The 23,405-nt window shown below is 39.1% G+C and carries 23 protein-coding genes and 1 pseudogene; 9 read left to right on the top strand and 15 right to left on the bottom strand.

Going from position 1 to position 23,405, the window contains the following annotated elements; translation table 11 throughout:
* Positions 1–267: 267 nt before the first annotated feature.
* Positions 268–900 (bottom strand): sigma-70 family RNA polymerase sigma factor, encoded by a 633-nt coding sequence (locus HXT32_RS03260; protein WP_422118893.1) that lies wholly within the window; start codon positions 898–900, stop codon positions 268–270.
* Positions 901–1,618: 718 nt separating this feature from the next.
* On the opposite strand from HXT32_RS03260, the gene HXT32_RS03265 reads away from it, so the two are divergent.
* Positions 1,619–2,137 carry an IS3 family transposase gene (locus tag HXT32_RS03265; RefSeq protein ID WP_422119076.1) on the top strand — a complete coding sequence of 173 codons (519 nt, stop codon included), beginning with the start codon at positions 1,619–1,621 and terminating at the stop codon, positions 2,135–2,137.
* A gap of 33 nt (positions 2,138–2,170) precedes the next feature.
* Positions 2,171–2,332 (top strand): IS3 family transposase, encoded by a 162-nt coding sequence (locus tag HXT32_RS03270; RefSeq protein ID WP_103084940.1) that lies wholly within the window; start codon positions 2,171–2,173, stop codon positions 2,330–2,332.
* Positions 2,333–2,938: 606 nt separating this feature from the next.
* On the opposite strand, the gene HXT32_RS03275 is transcribed toward HXT32_RS03270, so the two are convergent.
* From HXT32_RS03275 to HXT32_RS03290, 4 genes and pseudogenes are all read right to left on the bottom strand, one after another.
* The gene (locus HXT32_RS03275; RefSeq protein ID WP_158245255.1) at positions 2,939–3,664 is read right to left on the bottom strand and encodes an amidase domain-containing protein; all 726 of its coding nucleotides are present in this window, start codon (positions 3,662–3,664) and stop codon (positions 2,939–2,941) included.
* Between the two features lie 838 nt (positions 3,665–4,502).
* Positions 4,503–4,748: a hypothetical protein gene (locus HXT32_RS03280; protein ID WP_004573997.1), complete on the bottom strand. Its 246-nt coding sequence runs from the start codon at positions 4,746–4,748 to the stop codon at positions 4,503–4,505.
* A 13-nt stretch (positions 4,749–4,761) separates the two neighbouring features.
* Positions 4,762–5,325, bottom strand: a complete 564-nt coding sequence (locus HXT32_RS03285) for a hypothetical protein (protein WP_103014073.1) — start codon at positions 5,323–5,325, stop codon at positions 4,762–4,764.
* A 296-nt stretch (positions 5,326–5,621) separates the two neighbouring features.
* A pseudogene (locus HXT32_RS03290) lies at positions 5,622–5,768 on the bottom strand (MFS transporter); the annotation flags it as partial.
* Positions 5,769–6,370: 602 nt separating this feature from the next.
* Here HXT32_RS03290 and HXT32_RS03295 point away from each other — a divergent pair.
* The 4 genes from HXT32_RS03295 (at position 6,371) to HXT32_RS03310 (ending at position 9,790) form a co-directional block, all read left to right on the top strand.
* Entirely contained in the window at positions 6,371–6,961 is a 591-nt protein-coding gene (locus HXT32_RS03295; protein ID WP_103014074.1) for a hypothetical protein, read from the top strand.
* 55 nt (positions 6,962–7,016) lie between these two features.
* Positions 7,017–7,355, top strand: coding sequence for a methyltransferase (locus tag HXT32_RS03300; protein ID WP_103014075.1), 339 nt, complete (start codon positions 7,017–7,019; stop codon positions 7,353–7,355).
* Between the two features lie 33 nt (positions 7,356–7,388).
* Positions 7,389–8,990, top strand: a complete 1,602-nt coding sequence (locus HXT32_RS03305) for an ATP-binding cassette domain-containing protein (RefSeq protein WP_103014076.1) — start codon at positions 7,389–7,391, stop codon at positions 8,988–8,990.
* Between the two features lie 227 nt (positions 8,991–9,217).
* On the top strand, positions 9,218–9,790 hold the full coding sequence (locus HXT32_RS03310) for an FMN-binding protein (protein WP_103014077.1): 573 nt from the start codon (positions 9,218–9,220) through the stop codon (positions 9,788–9,790).
* Between the two features lie 43 nt (positions 9,791–9,833).
* Here HXT32_RS03310 and HXT32_RS03315 read toward each other — a convergent pair whose 3' ends face one another.
* The 4 genes from HXT32_RS03315 to HXT32_RS03330 all read right to left on the bottom strand — a co-directional run bounded on the left by HXT32_RS03315 (position 9,834) and on the right by HXT32_RS03330 (position 12,769).
* The gene (locus HXT32_RS03315) at positions 9,834–10,469 is read right to left on the bottom strand and encodes a hypothetical protein (RefSeq protein WP_146024633.1); all 636 of its coding nucleotides are present in this window, start codon (positions 10,467–10,469) and stop codon (positions 9,834–9,836) included.
* Positions 10,470–10,813: 344 nt separating this feature from the next.
* On the bottom strand, positions 10,814–11,842 hold the full coding sequence (locus HXT32_RS03320; protein ID WP_103014079.1) for an amidase domain-containing protein: 1,029 nt from the start codon (positions 11,840–11,842) through the stop codon (positions 10,814–10,816).
* A 382-nt stretch (positions 11,843–12,224) separates the two neighbouring features.
* Entirely contained in the window at positions 12,225–12,512 is a 288-nt protein-coding gene (locus tag HXT32_RS03325) for an addiction module antidote protein (RefSeq protein WP_004109873.1), read from the bottom strand.
* Positions 12,506–12,769: a type II toxin-antitoxin system RelE/ParE family toxin gene (locus HXT32_RS03330; protein WP_103014080.1), complete on the bottom strand. Its 264-nt coding sequence runs from the start codon at positions 12,767–12,769 to the stop codon at positions 12,506–12,508. Before HXT32_RS03330 ends, HXT32_RS03325 begins: the two co-directional genes overlap by 7 nt.
* A 653-nt stretch (positions 12,770–13,422) precedes the next feature.
* Between HXT32_RS03330 and HXT32_RS03335 the strand changes: the two genes are divergently transcribed.
* Positions 13,423–13,563, top strand: a complete 141-nt coding sequence (locus HXT32_RS03335) for a type IIL restriction-modification enzyme MmeI (protein ID WP_004111528.1) — start codon at positions 13,423–13,425, stop codon at positions 13,561–13,563.
* A gap of 307 nt (positions 13,564–13,870) precedes the next feature.
* Positions 13,871–14,554, top strand: coding sequence for a DUF4190 domain-containing protein (locus HXT32_RS03340; RefSeq protein WP_004111526.1), 684 nt, complete (start codon positions 13,871–13,873; stop codon positions 14,552–14,554).
* 90 nt (positions 14,555–14,644) lie between these two features.
* Here HXT32_RS03340 and HXT32_RS03345 read toward each other — a convergent pair whose 3' ends face one another.
* The 6 genes from HXT32_RS03345 to HXT32_RS03370 all read right to left on the bottom strand — a co-directional run bounded on the left by HXT32_RS03345 (position 14,645) and on the right by HXT32_RS03370 (position 23,048).
* Positions 14,645–17,236 (bottom strand): ATP-dependent Clp protease ATP-binding subunit, encoded by a 2,592-nt coding sequence (locus HXT32_RS03345; RefSeq protein ID WP_033888763.1) that lies wholly within the window; start codon positions 17,234–17,236, stop codon positions 14,645–14,647.
* Positions 17,237–17,387: 151 nt separating this feature from the next.
* Positions 17,388–18,776: a DUF3027 domain-containing protein gene (locus tag HXT32_RS03350; protein ID WP_033888762.1), complete on the bottom strand. Its 1,389-nt coding sequence runs from the start codon at positions 18,774–18,776 to the stop codon at positions 17,388–17,390.
* A 17-nt stretch (positions 18,777–18,793) separates the two neighbouring features.
* A complete protein-coding gene (locus HXT32_RS03355; RefSeq protein WP_012914139.1) occupies positions 18,794–19,183 on the bottom strand; it encodes a cold-shock protein in 390 nt (129 codons plus the stop codon).
* Positions 19,184–19,374: 191 nt separating this feature from the next.
* The gene (locus HXT32_RS03360) at positions 19,375–21,321 is read right to left on the bottom strand and encodes a sensor histidine kinase (protein WP_012914138.1); all 1,947 of its coding nucleotides are present in this window, start codon (positions 21,319–21,321) and stop codon (positions 19,375–19,377) included.
* Between the two features lie 2 nt (positions 21,322–21,323).
* On the bottom strand, positions 21,324–22,064 hold the full coding sequence (locus tag HXT32_RS03365) for a response regulator transcription factor (protein ID WP_004111521.1): 741 nt from the start codon (positions 22,062–22,064) through the stop codon (positions 21,324–21,326).
* Between the two features lie 78 nt (positions 22,065–22,142).
* Positions 22,143–23,048 carry a hypothetical protein gene (locus tag HXT32_RS03370; RefSeq protein ID WP_012914137.1) on the bottom strand — a complete coding sequence of 302 codons (906 nt, stop codon included), beginning with the start codon at positions 23,046–23,048 and terminating at the stop codon, positions 22,143–22,145.
* Between the two features lie 52 nt (positions 23,049–23,100).
* On the opposite strand from HXT32_RS03370, the gene HXT32_RS03375 reads away from it, so the two are divergent.
* The gene (locus HXT32_RS03375; protein WP_004111519.1) at positions 23,101–23,394 is read left to right on the top strand and encodes a WXG100 family type VII secretion target; all 294 of its coding nucleotides are present in this window, start codon (positions 23,101–23,103) and stop codon (positions 23,392–23,394) included.
* The last annotated feature ends 11 nt before the right edge of the window (positions 23,395–23,405 follow it).

The following is a 23,405-nucleotide window of genomic DNA, read 5'->3' on the forward strand; positions in this document are numbered from 1 at the left end:
GACATCAACTGACTGAACACTTTTCCCGGGATCTAATAGGTAGACTTGCGAGTAATCACCAAACAACCAGCGGATAAACCGTTGAGGTAATCGCATCACAGCTCCACGTAGAACCTGTTTCTTCTCACAGTTTTCACCGGTGACGTTAATAACGATCTTGTGTTTCACGAGTTTTGCCTCCTTTCTATAAGGGGTTTCTTCCTTACACATCACAGGCAAAGAAAAAGGAGGAGTTTTTAACCTCCTCCTAAAAATTTCTAGAATTTTTTAACGCGTTTTTCTAAGCTTTTCGAGAGCCTTATCCAGATGCTTTTTCACACCGGCAGACGAGATACCAAGCATGCTTGCAATCTCTGACTGAGTGTATCCTTCAATAAACATCAAACGAATAACCTGACGCTGCTTGTCAGTGAGTGTTGAAAACGCATGCTCCATTTCTTCTGACCATTCAAAACCATGGTCATCACCGCTAAAACCATAATCATCAGTAGTACTGAGAGCTTCAGCAATATAACTTTTATCTACTTCAAGCTCACCATCTGCATCAAAATCGAGCGAGAAATTATAGTTGGATGGGAAATGCTCTTCAGCAGCGTAGTCAACGTCGTCTTTGTTGGGTTTGTAGCCGTGTCTTTCTTCGAAACGTTTGACGTACTTCTCTTTCCACGCCTTAATTTCAGCTTTTTCTTCAGCAGTTCTACCTGGACGCAGGTTCTTATTGTTGTAGTAAACCTCGCTGTCATCCATTGAGTGAAGCATCTTAATATCCGCAACGGTTACACCGTTTTCGCCAGGTTTAATAACGATGACTTCTTTTTCATAGCCACCATTGTTGTTGGAAAGCAACCTCTCGTAAGTGTAGATATTTCTTTCCTTAATATTTGTTTTGCGAGTCTTCATGCTCACCCTTCCCGCCTGCAGCGGTAGGGTGAAGACACATACAAAAAAGAGCCGATACTTTATGAAGCACCGACTCTAATACCTGAAAAACAGCCATAGTAGAATAGAGGTACTTCATAGGAGTCATGAAAAACCATGAGGATCCTATTGACGTATCTCATCGCCCTATAGCTAATCAGGCTTTAACTGTTTATTAGTAGTGTCTTATTGATTAATCATTAACCACAATCTTGTTAATTGTTCCAAAAATTCTTATAACATTTACCCGCTCTTTCTTAAAACCCGTATCATGAGTGTAAAAAAGAGTGGAATAATCTCGTTTTTATAACAGTTTGACATGTAAAAACCACACTTGCCTTGAAAGCTACGTGCTTTGAGGTTTAAGCGTTAACAATGTTTTCACCCCCCTTCTCGTTAAACAACACTCGTTTTAGAAAACAAAACGAGCATTAGCCACGCTCTAATAGAGTCCCAACCGTGGCTAATAAAGTCCCAACTGTATTTAATACAATCCCAACAAATCTAATATAATCCCAACCGTATTAATATCAGAAATCCTCACTCCGCAAAAAGTGTTATAGGCCTAACTACTTTTAGTGTTACCGTTAGAGCTTCTGATTAAAACACTTCAGATAAAACGTTCAAGTTATTACTATGCTAAAAAGGCTCTTCAAAAAAACCTGACGAATACGCACATATACGGAGTTGCATACACGAGATTGCAGAAGAAAACTTCTTTACTTATGACTCTCCTAGAATATGGTTAGTGTTGAGAACTAAAGGTATTAGAGTATCTGAAAAAGTAGTAAGACGGCTCATGAAAGAAGAGTTAATTGAGGTTAGATATGCTAGGCGTAAAAGACGCTATTCAAGCTATAGAGGAGAAATTACTCCTGCATGTAGTAACATTGTTAATAATAATTTTCATGCAGATTCACCTAATAAGATTTGGCTTACAGATATTACTGAGTTTTCAGTAAAAGAGTCAAAACTCTATTTAAGCCCTATGATTGACTGTTTTGATGGTAAAGTGGTCTCTTACGCTCTTTCAAACCACCCAGATCAGTGTCTTGTAGATGAAATGTTAGAAGGGGCTTTAACTACCCTTGACACTACAGAATGTAAAAGCTTAGCTATTCATACCGATAGAGGAAATCACTATAGAGGTGGCAGGTGGATTGAGAGATTAGAAGGTCTTGGTATTACACGCTCCATGTCAAGAAAAGGAAACAGTTGAGATAATGCTGCCTGTGAAGGCTTTTTTGGACGAATGAAAACAGAAATGTATTATCCACTTAACTGGGATAGTACAGAAGAATTACGTAAAGCTATTCATACTTACATTGATTTTTACAACAACCACAGAATTAAAACAGGTCTTAATGGAAAGACAATTACGGAACATCGTGCTATAGTTGCACAAAATGTCTAAAAACTGTCCTAAGCCCCTTTTGGCCTATATCTCATGAGACGCAATAGCACTCGCAGTGATGAGAATATATAAAAATCTAGGCGAATAGCACAAAGGTTATTCGCCTAGAATCTGGCAGGTATATAGCAATCGGTACTACATTCCCTTATGAGAAAAACTAGTCATCGAATGCGCAAGAATATACCTAACTGTAGATTTTTCATATGGTTTTACTGTCACTTTATTTTGCGTTGTTCCCAGAATGCTAGGAATGTCACCACAGCACCGGACAAGATTGTAGCAACGGTGTTAATCTGCGTTCCAGGGCTCCAAGCATAGCTAACAACAGGCAATTTCAGCACACTGCATGCTATATAATCGCCAAATAGAATAATCAACAATGTAATTATAATCACTGTCACATCCACGATAGCTATAACTTTTCTGCGGTACAAACAAGTAGTTGTTATTGCAACCAATAACTGAATCAACGCACCAACAACCCCGCACGCCATGAGAGCGTAGAATGGAGCGTACAGAGCAGAGGTGTTCAACCAGAAGCGATAAACTAGTATTCCTAGGCCTGCTAGCACAGCTATTAGGGGTATTAGCTGTAGCCTATTACCTTTAGCGGCGGACACGATAGTACGTTCCTCTGCCATTTGAATCTGGCCATCCGCCATTCCATTTAAGGTAGTTGTTGGTATGTTGTGCAATCCGCAACTTTCTACCGCTCTTGGTGTGGACGAAGCCCACATGATCTACAGTCCCATCACTTGTGAAGTCTACAGCAATGAAATCTCCACTACGCACATTAGACACGAAACTATCCCAGTGCTTTGTGCTATAACCAGACCCCATGTAGTTTTTGAAAACATTGGCATTCACCCATGATGTAGAGCGATCTCCCTTCGATTTCCACCACCATCCTTTATTTTGATCATTATAGGTATCCATTGGTACACCACCGGCGTGTAGGATCTGCGAAGCAAAATTAGTGCAGTCAACAGGGGCACCATACCATTTCTTTTCCTCACCATATTTGCCATTAATCCCTGTTGCCCACTTCTCGGCATAAGCGCGAGCCTTACTAAGGTCGATACCGGAATTTCGCAAAGCATAAACTGGTCTATCATTCCCATTTTTAGGCTTGGTTGGAATCCACATTTTTGCGAGAGCAATACCATCGTCTTTAGAAAGCTCACCTTCGGAAATCTTAAGATTGAACGCATCTAACTGTTCGATAATTTGTGAGTTCTCTTTAGGGTTTTCATAAACATCAAGAAATTGAACCAATGGTTGTAAATCTGGACGGCCATCCAAAACTTCAGTAATAATAATCTGTTTGTACATAGATGCTGTGTCGACGGTTAGTTCTGGTAGAGAATATTTGGTTTGAGCAGCTCTGAGGTCACTCGCGTAGAGAGCAACATATTTAGCCTTGGCAGCATCGCCATTGACATAGGTATCTAATAAATATAAAGTCTTCCCTTGGAACTTAACAGTATTAGTTGCAGTTTCTTGATTGGCAAGAAAGTCTTCACTGTGAGGCGGGGATGCGGATGCCATTGATGGAAATATTCCAATTGTAAACAATAGGCAAAATGCACACATTTTTACTGTGGATTTGTGTTTCATAATATTACTCCTTTGAATTAATTACAACAACACAATTATATATTATACACAAACTTCTTTGAATGTCAAAATGTCACAGTATTAGTAGATCATTGCTGCTTTAGACGCTTTGCTCGGTTGGTTAATTGCCGCATCTGATGGTGCGGTTCAACGCAATGATGGCAGCGACAAGGCGAAGCCAACACAAGCTTGGTTGGCTTTCTTCAATACCTACTCGTTCGTCCAGTCATCTTCTGATGATGCTTCGTAGCACGTGAGATGATTCAAGGGATGATTAGATGAGTGCATTTTAAGCTTTGTATAGAATAGTTTTTATTTCAAAAAATATATAAAACCAATCTAGTGATTTTTGAAAATAAAATTAGGAATATTAAATTTATTGCATTAAAACTAAAAAGAAGGTCTATAGGCCGAAAAGGGGCTTATGATAATTTCTTAAGTATTTTATGCAGTAATAGCACGATTATCTTTTAAGCCCCTTTTGTTTTCAATGTCAAGTAATGCTGAATGTTAAGCTTTTTTAGCTTAATAACAGCGAGTTTTCCGTGGTATTTCAACGATAACTCGGGTTTTTAGACACACTTTTTTGCCGCTTATCCTCAAAAATGGTTCCTTCATTAGGCAACGACATCGTTGTCATCAAAGCAAGCATGAACATAAGCGGACCGAGCGCATTCCCATACGTTTTGAACATCACACCAAAATCATGGCCGAATACCACCATCGACAAGTAAAGGAACATAAAATTCACAGCTGTAAACAGAACCAACTTCAGCACGAACATAAGAACCTTGTACATAAGAATATTCTCCTCACTTACTCCACGGAGTCGCACACCAAATAGCAGAAGCTGCTAAACTTGCAGCTAGGGCCACAGCTCCACCTCTAAATGCGGCTGGACCAACTGCCTTTAAAATATACATAGCAGCTTGCTTCCAAAGCTGATTTTCAAGTAACTTTGTTAAAGCACCATGAAATATTCCAATAAGGCTGCTTAGACCAGTAGTTTCAAGTACACATTTAGCATAATCCTTCGAACGCACTGCATGATTATCATTAGACGAAATCTTATCAACAGATGCATTTGCATTGAGCTTATGAATTAAATTCTCAAGCACTTCTTTCGGAACATGAGAAAACTCCCCTGCTTGTGTTATAGTCCATTTTTTATTAATTTTATTAAACTTGAGATACCTTGAAAAAATAATTTCAAGACGCTTAGCATAATTATCTATATTCGCATCACTGACATTACTTTCTACAACACTTGGTCCATTATCCACTATCTCACTAGCTTGAGCAGTTGATACCAGAGAAATACAGGTTGATAATGCTGCAACAACTACAGCAATAGACTTAAAAATATGACATTTCATAGAAATTCTCCTTTGTAATTACAATATATAAAAGACCTATCATTAGGTTTAGTACTCATCTTATTCCATAATTTTTTGCCATACAATTGTTGTTGTTATTTTTGATAATATATAAAATGTATAAGGTGTTCTCAGTTTTACTTGTAACAAATAGGAATAGGGTTATCCCCCCCCCAAATACTAAATTATGCAAATAGACTACAATTAGAATACTCAAAATCACAACTACATCCCTAGTCTGTAGCGTAGCTCGTGTTTGGTAGCTGCGGCAAAACAACAAGAAGACCGGCGGTAAAAATCAGCGCGAGTATAGGCAAAACCGATCCTTCATACGCTTGATTGCCGAGCATAGAAAAACATAAGCCAACCAGAGCCCATCGCAATGCCGGACTAATAGATCTCATGCGAATAAAAATATTATTCTTACTAAATATTGACTTCACAGCAACCAGCTCTCCCCTAAAACTCTCTCCAAACAATGCAAACTTGCATGCAAGACTACATAACTACTTACACGCAGGCTTACATGCAAACTTACATAACTACCTTCAAATCGCTACCAAACTTAAATAATTCACTACAAACTACACAAATCCAATAGCTTATTTGACAAATTTGATAACACTATACCCTTGGCCAAAAAACAACAAATAATAATACAAAACAACAAAAACACTACAAAAAAACAGGGATCATAGACTAAAACAGTTCAAAACAAAAAGAGTGAAAAACAAAAAGCTTTCGGTTTTGAATGTCCCTAGTAGCAAACAAAACCGAAAGCAACACACTCAACACTCAAAACACACACGCATACGCAACCAACGCCAACACAAACCAGAGATAAAAATGTTAAAACAAAAACACAATCACTTTTATAACTCAATAAACATTACTGCTTTAATCAAAAACAATCTTGTTATACACTAGCTAAGCAATAAACAATAATGTAAAATAGTTTCATTATATTGTGTAGACTGTTTTATATTGCGTAAACTATTAAATTCTCATTTGAGAATCAAACCGCACTAGCAAAAGGTAGGAGTTTGTGAAAAATGATTTCAATTATGCCGACGATTCCGAGCGCGAATCAGACTCAGAAGCTGGAACAATATCGCCAGGCGTCAATGAAGAACGCTCAAAAACAAATCATGAATCGAAGAATGACTCGAATACTGCTGGGAGTGTCGACGGAATTACGTCAAATGACATTAACGAAACAATAGATTCAACTACCTTTGAAGAAAAACAAGCTGCTTCACTTATATTTGCACTCAAGACTCTAGGTTATAGCGACGAATGGAGCGGAATACTGCCAGATCCAGAAAGTTTTAATTTGTACCCAACGAATGTACAAGAAAGAATACTTAATCAGGCAGATGCTTTTACGGTCGATGAGTCTAAACGACAAGACAAACTTGTTAAAGCAGAAATAGAAACATCTAAAAGAAATACATGGATAAGCGCTGTACTATTTGTTTTATGCTTGCTTTCTGGACTAATAGCTTTCCTTATTACAAATAACCAATGGTCATGGACGCCATTGGCATTACCAGCAATTTCGTTCCTAAGAGATTTAATAACACACATAAAATCTCATTCAAGTAAGAATGAAACGGATAAAAACAGTAAAAACTAAATAGACAGGTAAAAACTAAATATACGGAATTGAAGCCAATAAAACCATTGAGTTTATGCCACTGGACTTTTTCCACGACAGTCTTCCGAGCGTAGATGTCGTTCTGTTGGATTCGATTTTAGCTGATTGGGATGATGACTGTTGTACAAAAATACTAAGAAATATTCTTCGATCGATTCGCCAATCTAGGGCGAACTTGGTTATCTCCGAGGCGATCAGATTTTCTTCTTCATCACATGTTGATGCTATAGGCAAACTGGCGCTAGCTTGTGCTGTTCAAGGACGGGTCAGAGAACCTGAAGATGTTCGGTCACTTGTTCTAGCTGCGGGTTTCACAGACTGTGAGCATGTTACAGAAAGTCCGATGCGCTTTTCCTTAATAGCACGACCTTAATTCATCTTTATTATTTCTCTGTGAGGTAAGAATATGGATCAGAGTGCTGTACGTTTGAATGGCGTGAGTCACAGTTTTGATGGAGATGTGCTCGTATTGAACGACATCTCAAGCCATGTTTCTAATACACGTATCGCAGTTGTCGGTGATAATGGAAGTGGCAAGTCAACGCTCTTGCGTATCATCGCAGGCACGATTTCTCCATCTCATGGCTCCGTAGTCCTAGGATCCGCACCGTATTTCATGGCACAGAATCGTAGCCCTGATGATAATCGCACGGTTGCCGAGTTTCTTGGTGTTGAGTGGTTCTTGAGGTCTTCCGAAAGACTTGAGGAAGGTAATTATAATGAGGAGGACTTAGCGTATTTAAGTGATAAATGGGAACTTGCGAGCCTGCTTGAGTCTGTTAAAGAAGAATGGTTCCCACAACTAGAGTATTCACGGTTGATCTCAGAAATCTCTGGTGGTGAGTTCGCGAACTTGGGGTTAGCGCGAGCTCAGATTGCCAAGCCGAGAATCTGTTTGCTTGATGAACCATCGAATAACCTTGATTTCGCTGGAAGAGAGCGGCTGGTGCGCTTTATTGCCGACTTTAAATACACCCTTATCGTGGCAACACATGATCGAAATATCATGGATTGCTTTGACAAGATTTGGGAAATCCGTGATGGTAGATTGACTCAGATAGATGGATCCTTCGCTGATTACTTGAACCATGTAAAGAATAGGCGAGCTGAGGCCACTCACGAGCTTAACAAAGCGCGAAAAGAGGTAAAAAGGCTGAAAAGTTCTCTTAGAGAATTAGAGCAACGGCAATCAATTCGTAGGAACGGTAATCAACGTGCATCGATTCAGAAGCGCGGCTCTAAAATGTCTATGAACGGTCTCAAAAGTAAGTCTGAGGGTACCTTAAGCAGACAACGATCACAGTTAACAGAGAAACGCCAAGATGCCGCTGAGACCGAATTGGCCGCAAAAAATAACATCGAAAAAGAACATACTATGCGTCTCGACGGTTTGCTGTCAGATCAAGAGGGCAGTAGGCGTCAGATTATATGTTTGTCTTCATGCACTGGCTGGCAAACCATTATCGGTGGTGACGATCGCGTTGCACTTGTTGGTGCTAACGGTGTTGGAAAGTCGCGCCTCATAGCAAGCATTAACAATAGCTCCTTGAGGTGCTCTGGTCCGGCTTGGGCAGAACCTTTGACCCCTGATCTTGAAAGTATTGGTATTCTCTCTCAGAACTCACTACATCTTGATCACTCAAAAACGATCTGGGACGAGCTTGTGCAAGGGATACCCAACCTTGAACGGCAACGAGTATTCGCTGTCATTGCTCGGCTTGATTTTAGCAGCGCAACGCCTGACAGCCTTGTATCTGAACTCTCGGGTGGCGAGCAGTTTAGACTTTCACTCGCGAAGCTCCTACTAGCTACCCCACCAAAACAACTCATTGTTTTAGATGAACCTACTAATAGTCTAGATATTCAAAGCCTCCGTGAGGTGAGAGATTTGCTGTCGCAGTTTGAAGGCGCTCTGCTAGTAATAAGTCATGATCGCGACTTTTTAGAGAGCCTCTCAATCACAAGATGGCTCGAACTTAGCAGTTCTGGATTATCTGAACTCGCATAATATATGCACCCGTCTTTCTGACAATATTAGATTTATGTGACCGAAGTGAGGTAAGCGATACACTTGCGATCAAAGAATACGTCGTTGAGTCTGCATCACTCAAAACCATGATGAAACTAAAAGAGCCCAAAGCTGGTCTAAGTTCAAACTATTCTCTTGTTCTGTATCTTACCTTTGAAAAAAGGGAAATTGGAGTCGAAATCCTAGCCAGTCGCTAGATATAGGGCATCCACCCTGAAGGATGTCGAATCCAAAAAAGTTGCAAAACTGTTGCTGCGCTTGCTGTTATAGCTGCATCATCTGCTATGTTGTCCGCTTGTGGAGAGCCAAAAGCTGTTCCTATGAACGATGAGTTCGCTGACAATTCTGGTCAAAGCGCGGATGATGGCGGTAATCCTTCAGGGAAGTACGATGCTGGCGCTCAGCAATCTCAGTCTTCTGCGCAAAGTGAAGATTCTGGGGATTCTAAAAACCAGTCTAAAACCGATACTGGCAATTACAAAGATGGCGATTACAAAATCAAAGCTACGTATGGTCCGGTTGCAGAAGATAGTTTTGATGTGCGCTTAAGCGTCGCAAATGGGAATATTAGCGATGTGCAAATGACTCCTCATCCGTTTACGCCGATTTCAAAAAAGCACATGAATGCTTTTGCTGGCGCTATTCCAGGTAAAATAGTTGGAAAGCCGTTGAAAGATTTGCATATTTCAGTTGTTGCTGGAGCAAGTTGGACTAGCGACGCATTCAATAAAGCGCTTGATGTTGCTCGCCAAGAGGCTTCAATTCAATCCGCACAATAATTGCAAGGCACAATCGCGATTATTGCGCAGATTGAATCAGCATCTAATCTTTTTTATTTTGAACGCTATCAACTGATTTTAATCGTACATTTTCCTTATATTTGTGCAACATTAAAGCAAAAGCTGTACAAGTGATTAGGTAGAAATTCCACGTAGTAACAAGAGTGAAAATATGAGGTCCAGGGTATGGATTGATTGAATACCCATACAATAGTTCTGTATCACTTGACCATAGCAATGTACCTAATGTATCAAAAATAATAATTACAATAGGTATTAATGCTTTCCATCGCATTGAATCTTTGCGCAAAGATAACACAGCAATTGCAAAGCAAATTGGCACATAAAATCCAGACAATTGTACTGCCTTATACAATGTTGAATTAACTGCATCATGCAATCCTGTAAACCAAAATCGAAGAAGTAATACAATACTTATAGCATCAATCACTACTAAAATAATCCACAAATATTTTGCACAGAAAGAATGAATATTTTTAAATTTTTTCTCCTCGGGAACAATATTGCAAGATGCACTATTTTCTGATTGTTCTTTCTCGATGAAAGTCTTATAACTATTAAATGCAAGAAGCATAACCAATACACTATGTACGCAAAAATTCAGGCATATAAGAACTGTATTTACTTCAGAGCCGGGATAATATGCATAATTTACCATAGGAACTTGTAATAGCTCTGCTAATGATTGCGCATACATGCAAATAAGCGTAGATATAACGAAAAGCGCTACTAGTGTTATTGACATTATCCAGCGTTTGCGCTCGCGACAAAATGCAATAACGCAAACCAACAATACAAGACTTACTACACTAGTCCATGCAAGACCGTCATATAAAACATACCCATTCGATGTGTTAATAAAATATCTATATGCCAGAGTAAGTAGGCATATAGTGTCAAGTGGAATAAACAATAACCACGCACACTTGCGTTTACAAATATTCTTTAGCAAATTCATTATTTACATTCTTCTTAAATGAAAATGTTACAAAATTTTACTATTTATCGACGTACTCTATAATAAATAGCTTTTCCGTCATGTTTTGGCCATCCACCATCCCACGCTAAATAATTCGTGGAATGTTGTGCAATCTTCAAACCATCGCGACCTTTTTGATACACGAAACCGATATGATCAACTTCTCCATCTTGGTTATAATCAACGCCGATAAAATCACCGTCAGCAACAGAATGAACAAGCTGTTTCCAATGCTTTGTATTGTAGCCACTTCCCATATAATTTTTGAAAGTATTAGCATTAACCCAAGAGATAGAAGTGTCATTCTGTGCCTTCCACCACCAACCTTTAGATGGATTATTATACATATCCATTGATACGCCACCGGCGTACAAAATTTGAGAAGCAAAATTTGTGCAATCTTCATCGCGTTCCCAAATCCACCAGCCTCTTTTTTTATAACCGTATTTTGGATTAGGTTTTACAGCATATTTTGCAGCATATTTTTTCGCGGCAGAAACATTAATCCCTAAACTACGGTCTGCGTAATATGGTTTATCATTATGATTTTCTGGTAATGTTGGCAAAAGTAGATAAGCGTTTTCTATGCCTTCTTCTTTAGATAGAAATCCATTAGAAATTTGTTTATTTATTTTTTCAAGTTCAGCAAGTATTGCATCATTCTCAGATCTATTTTCATACCAATCTAAAAATTCAACAGATTCTGTCGCGTCTGTTCTCAATGTATTTTTTTCATCCTCTTGTGAAAGAATGCTTTTATAAATTGTTGCTGTTTTTTCAGTTAATTCAGGCAATGAATAACTTTTCTTAGCCTTGTTGATAACACTAAAATGTTTAGATAAAAAGTTTTGCTTTGCTGAATTTGGGTCTTGGAATGTATCTAGTAATCTGAAACGCTCACCTTGGAATGCTATATAATTTCGTACTTTTACAAAACTACTTTCTTGAGTTGTAACGCCAGAATTATTATCGGCATATGCTACATTTACTAATCCATTAGCAATCAGTAGACAGGCAAAGCATGTAGCTATCATTTTATAACAAATTTTCATCTTATCTTCTCTCCTAATTAACCATGATGATCAGCAACCGTACTGATAAAAGAAACTAGCAAAGCGCTAGTTGCATGCATCTTTACGGTGCAACTAAACAACACATTAGAAATTCTACTATTGAATTTATATGGATGTCAATAAAATCATAAAACGATGTTTTATGTATATGGAATTGTTGTTCTGTTGCTATAAGTGCCATTTTGTTTCAAATATCAACTAAATATATTTAATATACTAAATGTATTAAAAATGTATGTAATTCTAGTCTTACGCCTTACAATTCAGTCATTGTAATTGTTGCATGACGCTGTAAACAGGACGCACGTTATCGTGGCAGATTTTGCTAGATTTGCGATTTTTGCCACGATAACTGTGTGTGTCACGCATTTGCTGGTTCTATTGCAATGCGTCCACCTAACGCTTGAACAACCTTCGCAATAGTTTGAAAGCTAGGATTGCCATCTCGTCTTAGGCTTTTATAAAGGCTTTCCCTACCAACCTCAGCTTTTTGAGCAATCTCTTTCATTCCTCGAGCTTTTGCAATATCACCTATAGCAGCTTGCAACAAGCGAGGATCGTTAAGTTCTGCTGCAGCATTGAGATATGCAATAACATCATCATCGTCCTCAAGATACTCACTCGCATCCCATTTACTTATATTTACCATTTCTTCTCCTCAATTAACTGTGCAAGAAGTATCTTCGCTTGCTTAATATCTTTACTTTGACTACTTTTATCCCCACCAGCAAGTAATAGCATTAACTTTGAGCCTTTTTGTGCAAAATACACACGATATCCTGGTCCAAAAGCGAAACGCAGTTCACTAATACCATTGCAAACTGGATGTAAATCACCTACTGGCTTACCTGCAATTTCACATAATCTCAGCCTCGCATTAATTCGAGCTTTAGATTGCAAGACCATGAGCCTACTAAGTCTCCTAAATTAGCGGATTTAGCTGATTAGTCGCGCGGGTTTTAAAATATACAAGGTTTGAAGGTGATGATTTTATGATTTCAGATAATATCTTCCATGATTCTTCACATGATAATTTGAAATCTAGCTTCATTACGTGTTGTATACAATGAAGCTTTGCTTTTGAACTCTGAAACTATTGCTCTGTACTCTGAAACTTTGATTTAGAACATCATATTATTTCTTACTATATTATGCTTGTAATACTGTATATCCCCACTTCACCAGCTGGGTGCAAGGTGGGTGCACTTTTTAACGTTATCCATCTTGTGCACTCGACCCTAGAACGTAGACATGTTCCCTCATACAGCCAAAACACACTCAAAAACCGCAAGAACCCAGCCTAAAGCCGCCACACACTAAACCTTTTAACGATAGCCCTCGCAAACCCCTGCTACATAAGGGCAAAAATGCACCCACCTATTAAGCCCTAGACATCAATACAACACTCTCGACGTGATGAGTGTTGGGATATATAACACAGAAAGCAATAGTTTCAGAGTATAAAAGCAAACAGTTTCAGAGTTTAGAAGGAACAGTTTCAGAGTACGAAAGCAAACAGTTTCAGAGTATCCAAGAGTTAAGAAACTAGACCGACCTACATGCCTCCAGATTTGCGCAAAGCTCACAACGAGCTAGATAAAATAGTAGATGTTGCTTTTGGTGCTACAAAGCCTTGCACTAATAATGACGAGCGCCTAGAAATTCTCTTCAAATCCTATATTCACATGACTAAGGAATGAATTTAATATAAACAAACCCACAAAACTAAAAACAAATCTGTAGTTTCTACAAGTCAGGATTTATATTAAGAAGTGTTGATTGCTGTTAGCAGAGGGTCACAAGTTTTGTGTGACCTTCTAGCATATTCATTCTTCTGAAACAATACGCAGTTGAATTGTGAAACTCGTAACTGAACCTTTTATCCTCATAGTTCGAAAAAAATATTGCTTTTTTTTTAAGTGAATAAACTTTATTGTGATGTATGCAAATTTTGGGGCTGACTCTAATTTTGCATAATTTTCAAATCGAATTAAGAAAGGAAGAAAGATGAATGGGGAGAATATGGAAATGCCTCCAGTGAATAATGATAACAATAACAAGCATTTGAGTGGGCTTGGAGTATCTGCGCTTGTATTGGGTATTATTAGCATTGTATTTTCTGTAGTTCCAATTATTAACAATTTGTGCATAGTGTTGGGAGTTCTAGCAATAGTTTTTGCTGGATGCTCTTGGAAATCAACTGGTAAAAAAGGACACAAGCGTGGTCATGGAATGGTAATCGCTGGTCTTGTTCTAGGTATCCTTTCAATAGTAATTACTTTATCTATGCAAGCAAGTTTTAGTGCTTCTATAGATAAAGCTAAGTCTGGCTTAGATAAAGCAAGTAAAAAGCTAGACAATATGGCAAAAGGTATTGCCAATGAGAATGCTAAAGAGATGAAGATTCAAGTTAAGGGCACTGCTCCAACTGATATTAACTTATTAGTTTCTGGTTCTAACAGCAATGAAAGCACAAATAATGGTGTTTGGGAGAAAGTCTTTACTGGCAAGGATGCTCAAAAGGATTGGACAATCATGGCATCGCCAAAAATAGACGTTGATAATCCAACGCCAGACAATTACAAAGTTGAATGTTCAATTACTGTTGATGGCAAAGAAGTGTCTCATAAGAGCGCAACTGGAACTTCTGCTAATGTAATGTGCACTGCGTCTGACATAACTGCTAAGTAATTTATACGTTTTTATAAAATTTATTCAAACAAAAGCCCGACGAGTTTACGCGCCGGGCTTTTAGTGTATTCAGTTAGTTATTGTGTAACTTTACTTATTCTTATTGCTATCTTCTTTAGCTGCGCTATCTTCTTTTTCGCTATCTTCAGACTTATTATCCTCAGATTTATTTTCTTCAGTAGCAACAGCAGCAGTTGTGTCTATTGTCTCAAACTTTTCGCCTTTAATTGTGAACTCCCCCAGCAATCCTTCGCCTTCAGCATCCACCTTAATGTGTTCGCCGTCAGAAAGTTCACCAAGCAAAATCTTTTCAGAAATAGTATCCTCAATATCTCGCTGAATTACGCGACGCAACGGACGTGCACCAAGCAAAGGATCAAAGCCTTTCTGTGCAAGCAAATTCTTAGCGGCATCCGTAATTTCTAGAGACATGTGACGATCAAACAGCCTGTCGTTAAGCAACTTCACGTCCATGTCAACAATTTGACGAACTTCTGGCTCCGTAAGCTGACGGAACACAATAGTGTCGTCCAAACGGTTTAAGAACTCTGGACGGAAATGACGCTTAAGCTCAGAATTAACCTGATCTTTCATGCGCTGATACGTGGAATCAGCGTTATTTCCAAGTGTAAAGCCAGTGTTTGCAGCCTTCGCAATATCGCGAGTACCAAGATTGGTGGTAAGAATAATAATCGTATTCTTGAAGTCCACTTTTCTACCCTGACCGTCTGTTAAGTGACCGTCATCGAGTACCTGCAAAAGCGTGTTGAAAATATCTGGATGAGCTTTTTCAATCTCGTCGAAAAGCACCACAGAGAATGGCTTTCTGCGAACTTTTTCAGTAAGCTCGCCACCTTCTTCATATCCAACATATCCAGGAGGAGCACCGAAAAGCCTAGACGCAGCATACTTTTCTGCAAACTCTGACATGTCAACTCTGATTAAGGCATTATCGTCATCAAACAAGAAGTTTGCAAGCGCCTTGGCAAGCTCAGTTTTACCAACTCCAGTAGGACCAGCAAAAATAAACGATCCAGAAGGACGTTTAGGATCCTTCAAACCAACTCGAGCACGACGAATCGAGCGAGCTAAAGCAGACACAGCTTCATCTTGACCAACAATACGCTTGTGAAGTTCAGATTCCATTTGAAGAAGCTTCTGTGATTCCGCTTGAGTAAGCTTTACTACAGGAATGCCTGTAGTGCTTGAAACAACGGAAGCAATCATGTCTTCATCAACAACCATCTTGACATTAGACTCGCCTTCGCGCCAAGCCTTTTCCTTCTCTGCAGCTTCATTCTCAAGCTTTTCTTGATCGTCGCGAAGATTGGCAGCTTCTTCAAAATCTTGCTGCTTGATTGCTTCATCTTTCTTTTCAGAAATCTTAGCAATCTTATGGTTTAATTCTTTGAGCTCAGGCGGCTGAGTCAAGCGCTTAATACGCAAGCGCGCACCAGCTTCATCAATAAGATCAATAGCCTTATCTGGAAGGTGACGATCTTGAATGTAACGATCAGAAAGCTCAGCAGAAGACTGTAAAGCTCCATCGGTAATAGTTACATGATGGTGATTTTCGTAGCGAGAACGCAATCCTTTAAGAATCTCGATAGTTTCAGCAATTGTAGGTTCTGGAACTTGAATCGGCTGGAAACGACGCTCCAAAGCAGCATCTTTTTCAATATACTTGCGATACTCGTCAGTAGTAGTAGCACCAATTGTCTGTAGCTCTCCACGCGCAAGCATTGGTTTAAGCATATCGGATGCACCAAGAGCTCCATCAGCAGAACCTGCTCCAACAATAGTGTGAATCTCATCAATAAAAAGCACAATATCGCCGCGTGTTTTAATTTCTTTAAGCACTTTTTTCAAGCGCTCTTCGAAATCGCCACGGTAGCGAGATCCTGCAATCATTGAACCTAAGTCTAGAGAATAAACTTGCTTATTTTTTAACGTTTCCGGCACATCGCCTTCAACGATTTTCTGTGCGAGACCTTCTACAACTGCAGTCTTACCAACTCCAGGCTCTCCAATAAGCACAGGATTATTCTTCGTGCGTCGGCTAAGTACAACCATAACGCGTTCAATTTCTTCAGAACGACCTATAACAGGATCAAGCTTTCCTTCTTGAGCTTCAAATGTTAAATTGCGTCCAAATTGATCAAGAAGAGCAGAGCCGGATTGATTTCGCTTATCTTGCACACTTCCAGCATTAGCTAACTCGCCCTTCTCGCTACCATTAGGAGCATTATCTCCACGAATTAAATCAACAGTAGTGCTTCGCAAGTCTCCAAGATCAACTTCCATCTTTATAAGTACTTGCGTGCCCACACCTTCGCCTTCGCGTATAAGCCCTAGCAAAATATGCTCAGTACCAATATAACTGTGACCAAGCTGAAGAGCTTCGCGCAAACTCAGTTCAAGCACTTGCTTAGCGTGAGGCGTAAAAGGAATATGACCAGCAGGCGAAACAGTGCCTTTGCCGATCATCTCTTCAACCTGTTTGCGAGTGCCTTCTAGGCCTACGCCTTTTGAGCTTAACGCTTTCGCGGCAATGCCCTCACCTTCGCGAATAAGCCCTAGCAAAATATGCTCAGTACCAATATAATTGTGCTGAAGTGAGCGAGCCTCTTCCTGAGCTAGCACAATCACGCGTCGTGCGCGATCAGTGAACCGTTCAAACATAACTGCCTTCCGTTCTTTTCTTTCATTCCATGGTAACGAGTCGCCATGACGCGAAGCGTCGTATATATTTATTCATTCGTACAGCATTCCATAGCATCACAATAATCATGAATGATGAACCTAAATATTCATATTCTCGTTTCTTGCATAATTACTTATGTTGTCTGCGAGATTTTCTTTTATATAATCGCATTGATGTGAATGCTGTAGTTTTTGAAGTGTCTTCAGATTCTTGTGACTCTTCCACTTTTCCTGTTAACGGTATTTCTTCTGTAACAGAATTTTCGTCTACTAAGTTTACTTCTGAAGAATCAGGATAATCTGTATCTTTTTGGGATTTTTCAAATTTTTCAGATTCATTAGCTACAGTCTCTTCAATTTTTTCAGTTTGATTTTCAACTTCAATTTCGCGATTTTTGTCATCATTATTTTCATATGATTTTTCGCCAATAGTTGAATTGTCTATTAAATCAGATTCAGATAAATTATTTTGTTCATCGTTGTCTGTTGAGACTTCTCTTTTGTTGCGCAATTTTGAATCTAATTTTCTGCGCTTACGACGATGCATCTTACTGTCTTCGATTGCTTCCTCAATAAGCTCAACGTCTGCTCGCTCATCTCGTGGAGCTTGTTGCAAAATGTCAATATGATAATCGTCGTATGCAGGCTCAGATTGAATCCAAAGCTGCGATGGCTCAGGTGGTTCAATGTCAGAATGCTCACCACAAGCATGATCAAGCGATACAACTCGCCCATCGTCTGGGCTCCACATGTTTGCGCATACGCCAAACATAGAGCCTAAACTTCCAGCTAGAGGAATGAGGAATCCGCATGATGAACATGCTTTGCCATCGGCAATTTTTGTAGATAACGACTTTGGGCCATGTTGACCTGCGTACCAGCGTTTAGCTGTTTGCGAAATTGCTTCCGCAGTCATTACTCGTCTGCGAGACAGTCTTAGCGTTGAAACAGCTTCTTCAAGATCTTCGTCAAAATCATTATTTGCATCGCAAGATTCTTGATTTTGATTAATATCTTTTTCTGCGTTTGCGTTTGTGTCTGCATCTTCTTCGCTAGTATTAGCTTTAGCGTCATCTTCAGTTTTAGACTCAGAATAATCATCTGAATTTGCTGATTCTATATTCTTTTCAGAATTATTATCATCAATATTATTTACTTGACGGAAGCCATCTTCTAGTCGAGAATCGTCTTCAGATGTGCCAATAGAGTCCATTACAGAAAGATCACTTGGTTTCAAGCGGTCTTTCCACGGAATCCATGGTGGTGAAAGCAAAGAATTTTCAGTAGGAACAAGCGTTGATTCGTTCACGGTCCAACGTTGCGTTTCTTCATCATGATACAACGTAACTGACCACTGCCAGCCTTCATACCCAACTAAATTGCTTACGAAACGAAAGTCTGTAACTCCGTTGCCAAGCTCTATAGAAGATACAAAATCTCCTACTGCATCAGTACGTTCTGAAGTTTCCACAGCTATACTTCTAGCTAGTTCTTGTGGATCCATCACTTCATCAGTCATAAATAATATTCCAGACACTATTCCTGAACGTCAAAATTATCTGCCACTGCACGCAACAATGTAGCAAGTTTTTTGCTTTCAGCAGTTGATGGGTAATGACGTCGACGCAAACCATTACCAGCAGAATCAAGAAGCTTAATAAGATCTTCTACAATAGCTGCCATATCTTCGGCTTTAGGACGAGTAGCCTTTACAAGCGATGGTGCTGTTGCAATAACATTCAAGCCCATAGCCTGTGGTCCTTTGCGACCTTCAATTACAGAAAACTCAACTCGTGTACCCTTGTGTAAACTTTTTACAGTAACTGGCAATGCTGCTGCTGGCAAGAAAACATCCTTACCATCATCTCCAACAATAAAGCCGTACCCCTTCTGCGTATCGTACCAACGCACGCGCCCATTGGGCATAACACACCTCACTCCAAATAATTCTCATTTCGCACGCTGAAGTGCACAAGGCATAAAGTATCAGCATATGCGATAGGTTTATAGATAGTGTACCAAATATTGTTATTACTTGTTTCCTTATTACATTGTAGCGCATACACGCGGGCAATAAAATTTTTTTAACCTACGCAAGTGTTGCTAATGCCAATATTTTAATCGCTAACAATTTTAGAAGGCTCATCGATTTCATTAACTGGCAGAACTACAGTAAGAGTTAGGCCATGAGCTTTAACATCTATTTGCTCAGACCCATCCATAGTGTCATCAAGATTAGTTTTAGAATTGGTCGATGCTTCTAGTGGAGAAGATATAGTTGCGCAAATAAAACCATGATGTGCTTTTACTACAGATTGCGCAATTGCCATACCCAAGCCAGTTCCACCTTTTTCTCTAGCTCTTGATGGGTCAGCAATATAGAAACGCTCGAAAATTCTAGACAATGATTCTTCTGGAACTCCAGGGCCATGGTCAACAACTCGAATTACAGCATACTTATGACCCGTATCAGTAGATTGGCTGACTTCCGCTGCTTCCAAAAACTCCTTCAGTGATTCTTTTACAGAAGGTAATTTAGATAATTCATTTGGAGTTATAGACGCCTTCATAACTCCTACTGCAATTTCTACAGGAGAATCAACAGGGGTGTATCTATGAATATTTCCTACGATATTTGTCATTACTTGGCGTAATCTAGCACCATCACCGAGTAGCGTAACAGTTGGAAGTGTACCAACATGGAATTGGAGCTTACGCTCAAAATCGCAATTTGTGCAACTCATAAGCTTCCACTCATCCGAAATAGTTAAATAGCCTTGTTGAACGGATCTAGCAGGATCAAGAGCATGTAGATCATTAGCCGCGTCAGAAAGTATTGGAGATAAGCTAACTTGCTGTGAAATATTAATTCCACGACCCTCATCAAAACGCGCCAAAGAAAGCAAATCTTCTACTAGTTCAGTCATTCTCTCGCTAGAAGCCTTAATGTGGGCAATAGAGTCATCTGCTCTCTCCTGCTCTCCTGGCATGTTGCGCCACATTGTATATAACTCAGCATATCCATGAATTGCAGCTAATGGAGTACGTAATTCATGACTTGCATCTGAAACGAATCGCTTCATTTTTTCTGTCATATCTTCTTGCTCATTAAATCCTCTTTCAATACGAGCAAGCATAGAGTTAAGAGAAGCTGCTAAAGATCCAACCTCAGTATTTTCAGGAGCAGATGGAACTCGTTTGCTTAAATCTCCAGAAGCAATTTTTGAAGCTGTTTTTTCAATTCGTTTTAACGGTCTTAAAGCTGATTGAATAATAATTGCTGAAAATACTGCTCCAAACAAAATAACTGCAATACTCACCATTATACAGTAACGAGTAAGTGTGCTAACGGTATCAATTTGATCGCTAAGAGATAAAGCAATATAGACATAACCGCTAACACTTAACTCTGAATTATAGCTATTTTTTTGACCCCACGTTAATACTAAAACTCTCCATGGAGCTGTTGCAGCCTTTTTAGTGATTGCATCGACTTTATTAGTATTCCCCTTGACGATTGCAGGTGCTGTGTAAGGCTTGTGGGTAACAATTTTTTTACTATCAAAACCGTCTGCAGGAAGTTTAGGAACCGAAACAACCGATCCTTTAATTGGTATTAATGGAGTAGAAATAATTTTATTATGCGTATCTCTAACTTGCATAAAGTAATTATTTGGACCTACTGAAGATTGATTTGAGTTTTTCATGCGCAATGAATCAACATTGTCATAAACAAATTGCGCTTGACTTGCTAATTGTACATCAGTTTTTTCTAGCAAATAATTTCCTACGAGCTGCTGAATTGATAGTGATATGCAAAAAGCGGCTACAGTTAAAATAGCGAGAGTACATGCAACTAAACGCGTACTCAGTGGTATTGCATTTATGCGACGACGTAGCCAGCAGGTTTTACGAGGCTTTTTGTTTTTTTTGTTATTTTCACTTAGCTCTATCGCAACACTTTTTCCAGCAGTTCTAACATCTGAATCATCTTTAGAGTTATTATTTGTGCTGTTGCTAATAGTTGATTCAGCGTTATTGTAGTTATTATTACTAGATTGCATGATCAGGCTTGACCTGCCTTAGGCTCTCGAATCATATAACCGATGCCACGTTTAGTTTCAATAAGAGGAACTACTTTTTGCTGTTTTCCTGAATCATCAGTAATTTCAATGCCATCAATCTTCTTTCTTAAATAAGAAATATAAGATTCAACGATTGCTGCGTCTCCGCCCCAATCGTACTGCCATACGTGATTCAAAATCTGGCTTTTTGACAGAACTCGACCTTCATTGTCCATAAGATAATGAAGTAGTTTGTATTCAGTTGGGCTAAGTTCGATTGGCACGCCACATCGAGTTACGTCATGAGAATCCTCGTTAATCTCAAGATCCGCAACTTTTATAATATGAGTTTCTTCATCAGGTTCTTGTGTTCTGCGAAGAATTGCTCGTATTCTTGCCACTACTTCTTCCAAGCTGAATGGCTTTGTAACGTAGTCATCTCCACCAACGGTTAGACCCATAATTTTATCTTGTGTATCGTCTCTTGCAGTTAGGAACAATACAGGAACTTTAATTCCATTTTGACGAATACGCCTCGTAACAGTAAAACCATCAATATCTGGGAGCATAACATCCATAACGATAAGATTTGGATTTACTCGTTCAATTACTTCAACAGCTTCTGAGCCGGATGCAGCAGTTTCTACTTCAAACCCAGCAAAATGCAAAGATGCTACCAAAAGTTCACGGATTGATGGCTCGTCATCGACCACGACAATAGATGCTTCAACGTTCTTACTCATATTGATTAGCATCACTTATCAAGCTGAATGTTTCCTGAATAATTGCTGAAAATAAAACAAGTTATCGAATATTTTTGTCTACCTGTGACGAGCGTGCCTTCTACGAGCTTTTCTAACACCAGCAAGTATTTGACGTTGTATGCGATTCTTTCTAAACAGAATAATCGCGACTATTGAGAATAATGCCAACAATATTAATAGCATAATAATTGTAGAAATAAGACTTGCAGAAGAAGTTGTTGACGTACGTTTTGCACGCATTATTTGTTTCATCATCATTATTGCAGATTGATCCCAATGCGTTCCAGTTGTGCTTACTAATGGCTTATAAGCTGCATCGGATAACAAGTCTACAGTATTTTTATTTTTGAGCCATTCATCGGAATTAGGCGAAACAGCTACAACTAATCTTCCATCATGAGTTGCTACTGCAAGCAGCACAGTATTTTTAGCTGGAAGCGTACTAATCAACAAATCACTAGCCCATTTTGATGAATTTTTTGTATTTCCAAAAGTAGACAAATATAAGAGCCTAACATTTACTCCTGTACGCTTTTTTGTTGTCTCAATCATGTCAGCAACTTTACTGACAGAATCCCCAAGCAAATTTTCTGTGTCTGTTATTGAGTCTGTTGCAACTATTCCAGAATTTTGCTCATTGCTTTCAGCATATGCATTAATTGTATTTACTCTATTTAAAGGTAAAAATATGAGCGAATTTATTGGAAGAGTTGGAAGAATAAAAGAAAAACTAAATAAAAATGCCATTAATAAAAGCAATACGCGTTTAGCTAAAAATAGTTTTGAATGAGAATGCTGGTAGTTAAAATTTGCAATACGCGTGCAAGCTAAGCTTTTAACCACATTGGTGCATAAATCTTTTTCGTAGTTTTTTGATGGCATATATTCATAATAGCGTGACATCACACAAGTAAAAGTAGCATTATAAAAATCTTTGCTTAATTTATTTGGAATGTTTCGCAAAATAATTTATAAAAAAGCGTTTATTTAGACGCAAAACAAATGGAGGGGAAATATGGCACAATTTCGAGTTGATTCAGAGCAAATTCAGCAGGCTGCGGCAGCCGTTGGAACCTCGGTTAGTGCAATTAGAGATGCAGTCAACGGGATGTATACCAATTTACAGCAATTGCAGAGCGTGTGGACTGGATCGGCGGCTACACAATTTGCGTCGACCGCTCAGCAGTGGCGAGCGGCGCAACAACAAATGGAGCAATCATTAGAAGCAATTCAGCAAGCTATGCAACATGCGTCAGGAGTGTATCTTGATGCGGAAGCTCAAGCTACTTCCCTATTTGGAATGGGCTGAATAGTCTGAAT

This window comes from Gardnerella sp. DNF00747 (assembly GCF_049262675.1).
GTDB lineage: Bacteria > Actinomycetota > Actinomycetes > Actinomycetales > Bifidobacteriaceae > Bifidobacterium > Bifidobacterium swidsinskii.

Bases quoted from the DNA above. Each gene is read 5' to 3' on its own strand.
- HXT32_RS03375 (WP_004111519.1), top strand. From the start codon at position 23,101: ATGGCACAATTTCGAGTTGATTCAGAGCAAATTCAGCAGGCTGCGGCA.
- HXT32_RS03275 (WP_158245255.1), bottom strand. From the start codon at position 3,664: ATGTACAAACAGATTATTATTACTGAAGTTTTGGATGGCCGTCCAGAT.
- HXT32_RS03365 (WP_004111521.1), bottom strand. From the start codon at position 22,064: ATGAGTAAGAACGTTGAAGCATCTATTGTCGTGGTCGATGACGAGCCA.
- HXT32_RS03345 (WP_033888763.1), bottom strand. From the start codon at position 17,236: ATGTTTGAACGGTTCACTGATCGCGCACGACGCGTGATTGTGCTAGCT.
- HXT32_RS03325 (WP_004109873.1), bottom strand. From the start codon at position 12,512: ATGGTAAATATAAGTAAATGGGATGCGAGTGAGTATCTTGAGGACGAT.
- HXT32_RS03335 (WP_004111528.1), top strand. From the start codon at position 13,423: ATGCCTCCAGATTTGCGCAAAGCTCACAACGAGCTAGATAAAATAGTA.
- HXT32_RS03340 (WP_004111526.1), top strand. From the start codon at position 13,871: ATGAATGGGGAGAATATGGAAATGCCTCCAGTGAATAATGATAACAAT.
- HXT32_RS03360 (WP_012914138.1), bottom strand. From the start codon at position 21,321: ATGCAATCTAGTAATAATAACTACAATAACGCTGAATCAACTATTAGC.
- HXT32_RS03355 (WP_012914139.1), bottom strand. From the start codon at position 19,183: ATGCCCAATGGGCGCGTGCGTTGGTACGATACGCAGAAGGGGTACGGC.
- HXT32_RS03305 (WP_103014076.1), top strand. From the start codon at position 7,389: ATGGATCAGAGTGCTGTACGTTTGAATGGCGTGAGTCACAGTTTTGAT.
- HXT32_RS03285 (WP_103014073.1), bottom strand. From the start codon at position 5,325: ATGAAATGTCATATTTTTAAGTCTATTGCTGTAGTTGTTGCAGCATTA.
- HXT32_RS03300 (WP_103014075.1), top strand. From the start codon at position 7,017: ATGCCACTGGACTTTTTCCACGACAGTCTTCCGAGCGTAGATGTCGTT.
- HXT32_RS03270 (WP_103084940.1), top strand. From the start codon at position 2,171: ATGAAAACAGAAATGTATTATCCACTTAACTGGGATAGTACAGAAGAA.
- HXT32_RS03260 (WP_422118893.1), bottom strand. From the start codon at position 900: ATGAAGACTCGCAAAACAAATATTAAGGAAAGAAATATCTACACTTAC.
- HXT32_RS03315 (WP_146024633.1), bottom strand. From the start codon at position 10,469: ATGGTAAATTATGCATATTATCCCGGCTCTGAAGTAAATACAGTTCTT.
- HXT32_RS03320 (WP_103014079.1), bottom strand. From the start codon at position 11,842: ATGAAAATTTGTTATAAAATGATAGCTACATGCTTTGCCTGTCTACTG.
- HXT32_RS03330 (WP_103014080.1), bottom strand. From the start codon at position 12,769: ATGGTCTTGCAATCTAAAGCTCGAATTAATGCGAGGCTGAGATTATGT.
- HXT32_RS03280 (WP_004573997.1), bottom strand. From the start codon at position 4,748: ATGTACAAGGTTCTTATGTTCGTGCTGAAGTTGGTTCTGTTTACAGCT.
- HXT32_RS03350 (WP_033888762.1), bottom strand. From the start codon at position 18,776: ATGACTGATGAAGTGATGGATCCACAAGAACTAGCTAGAAGTATAGCT.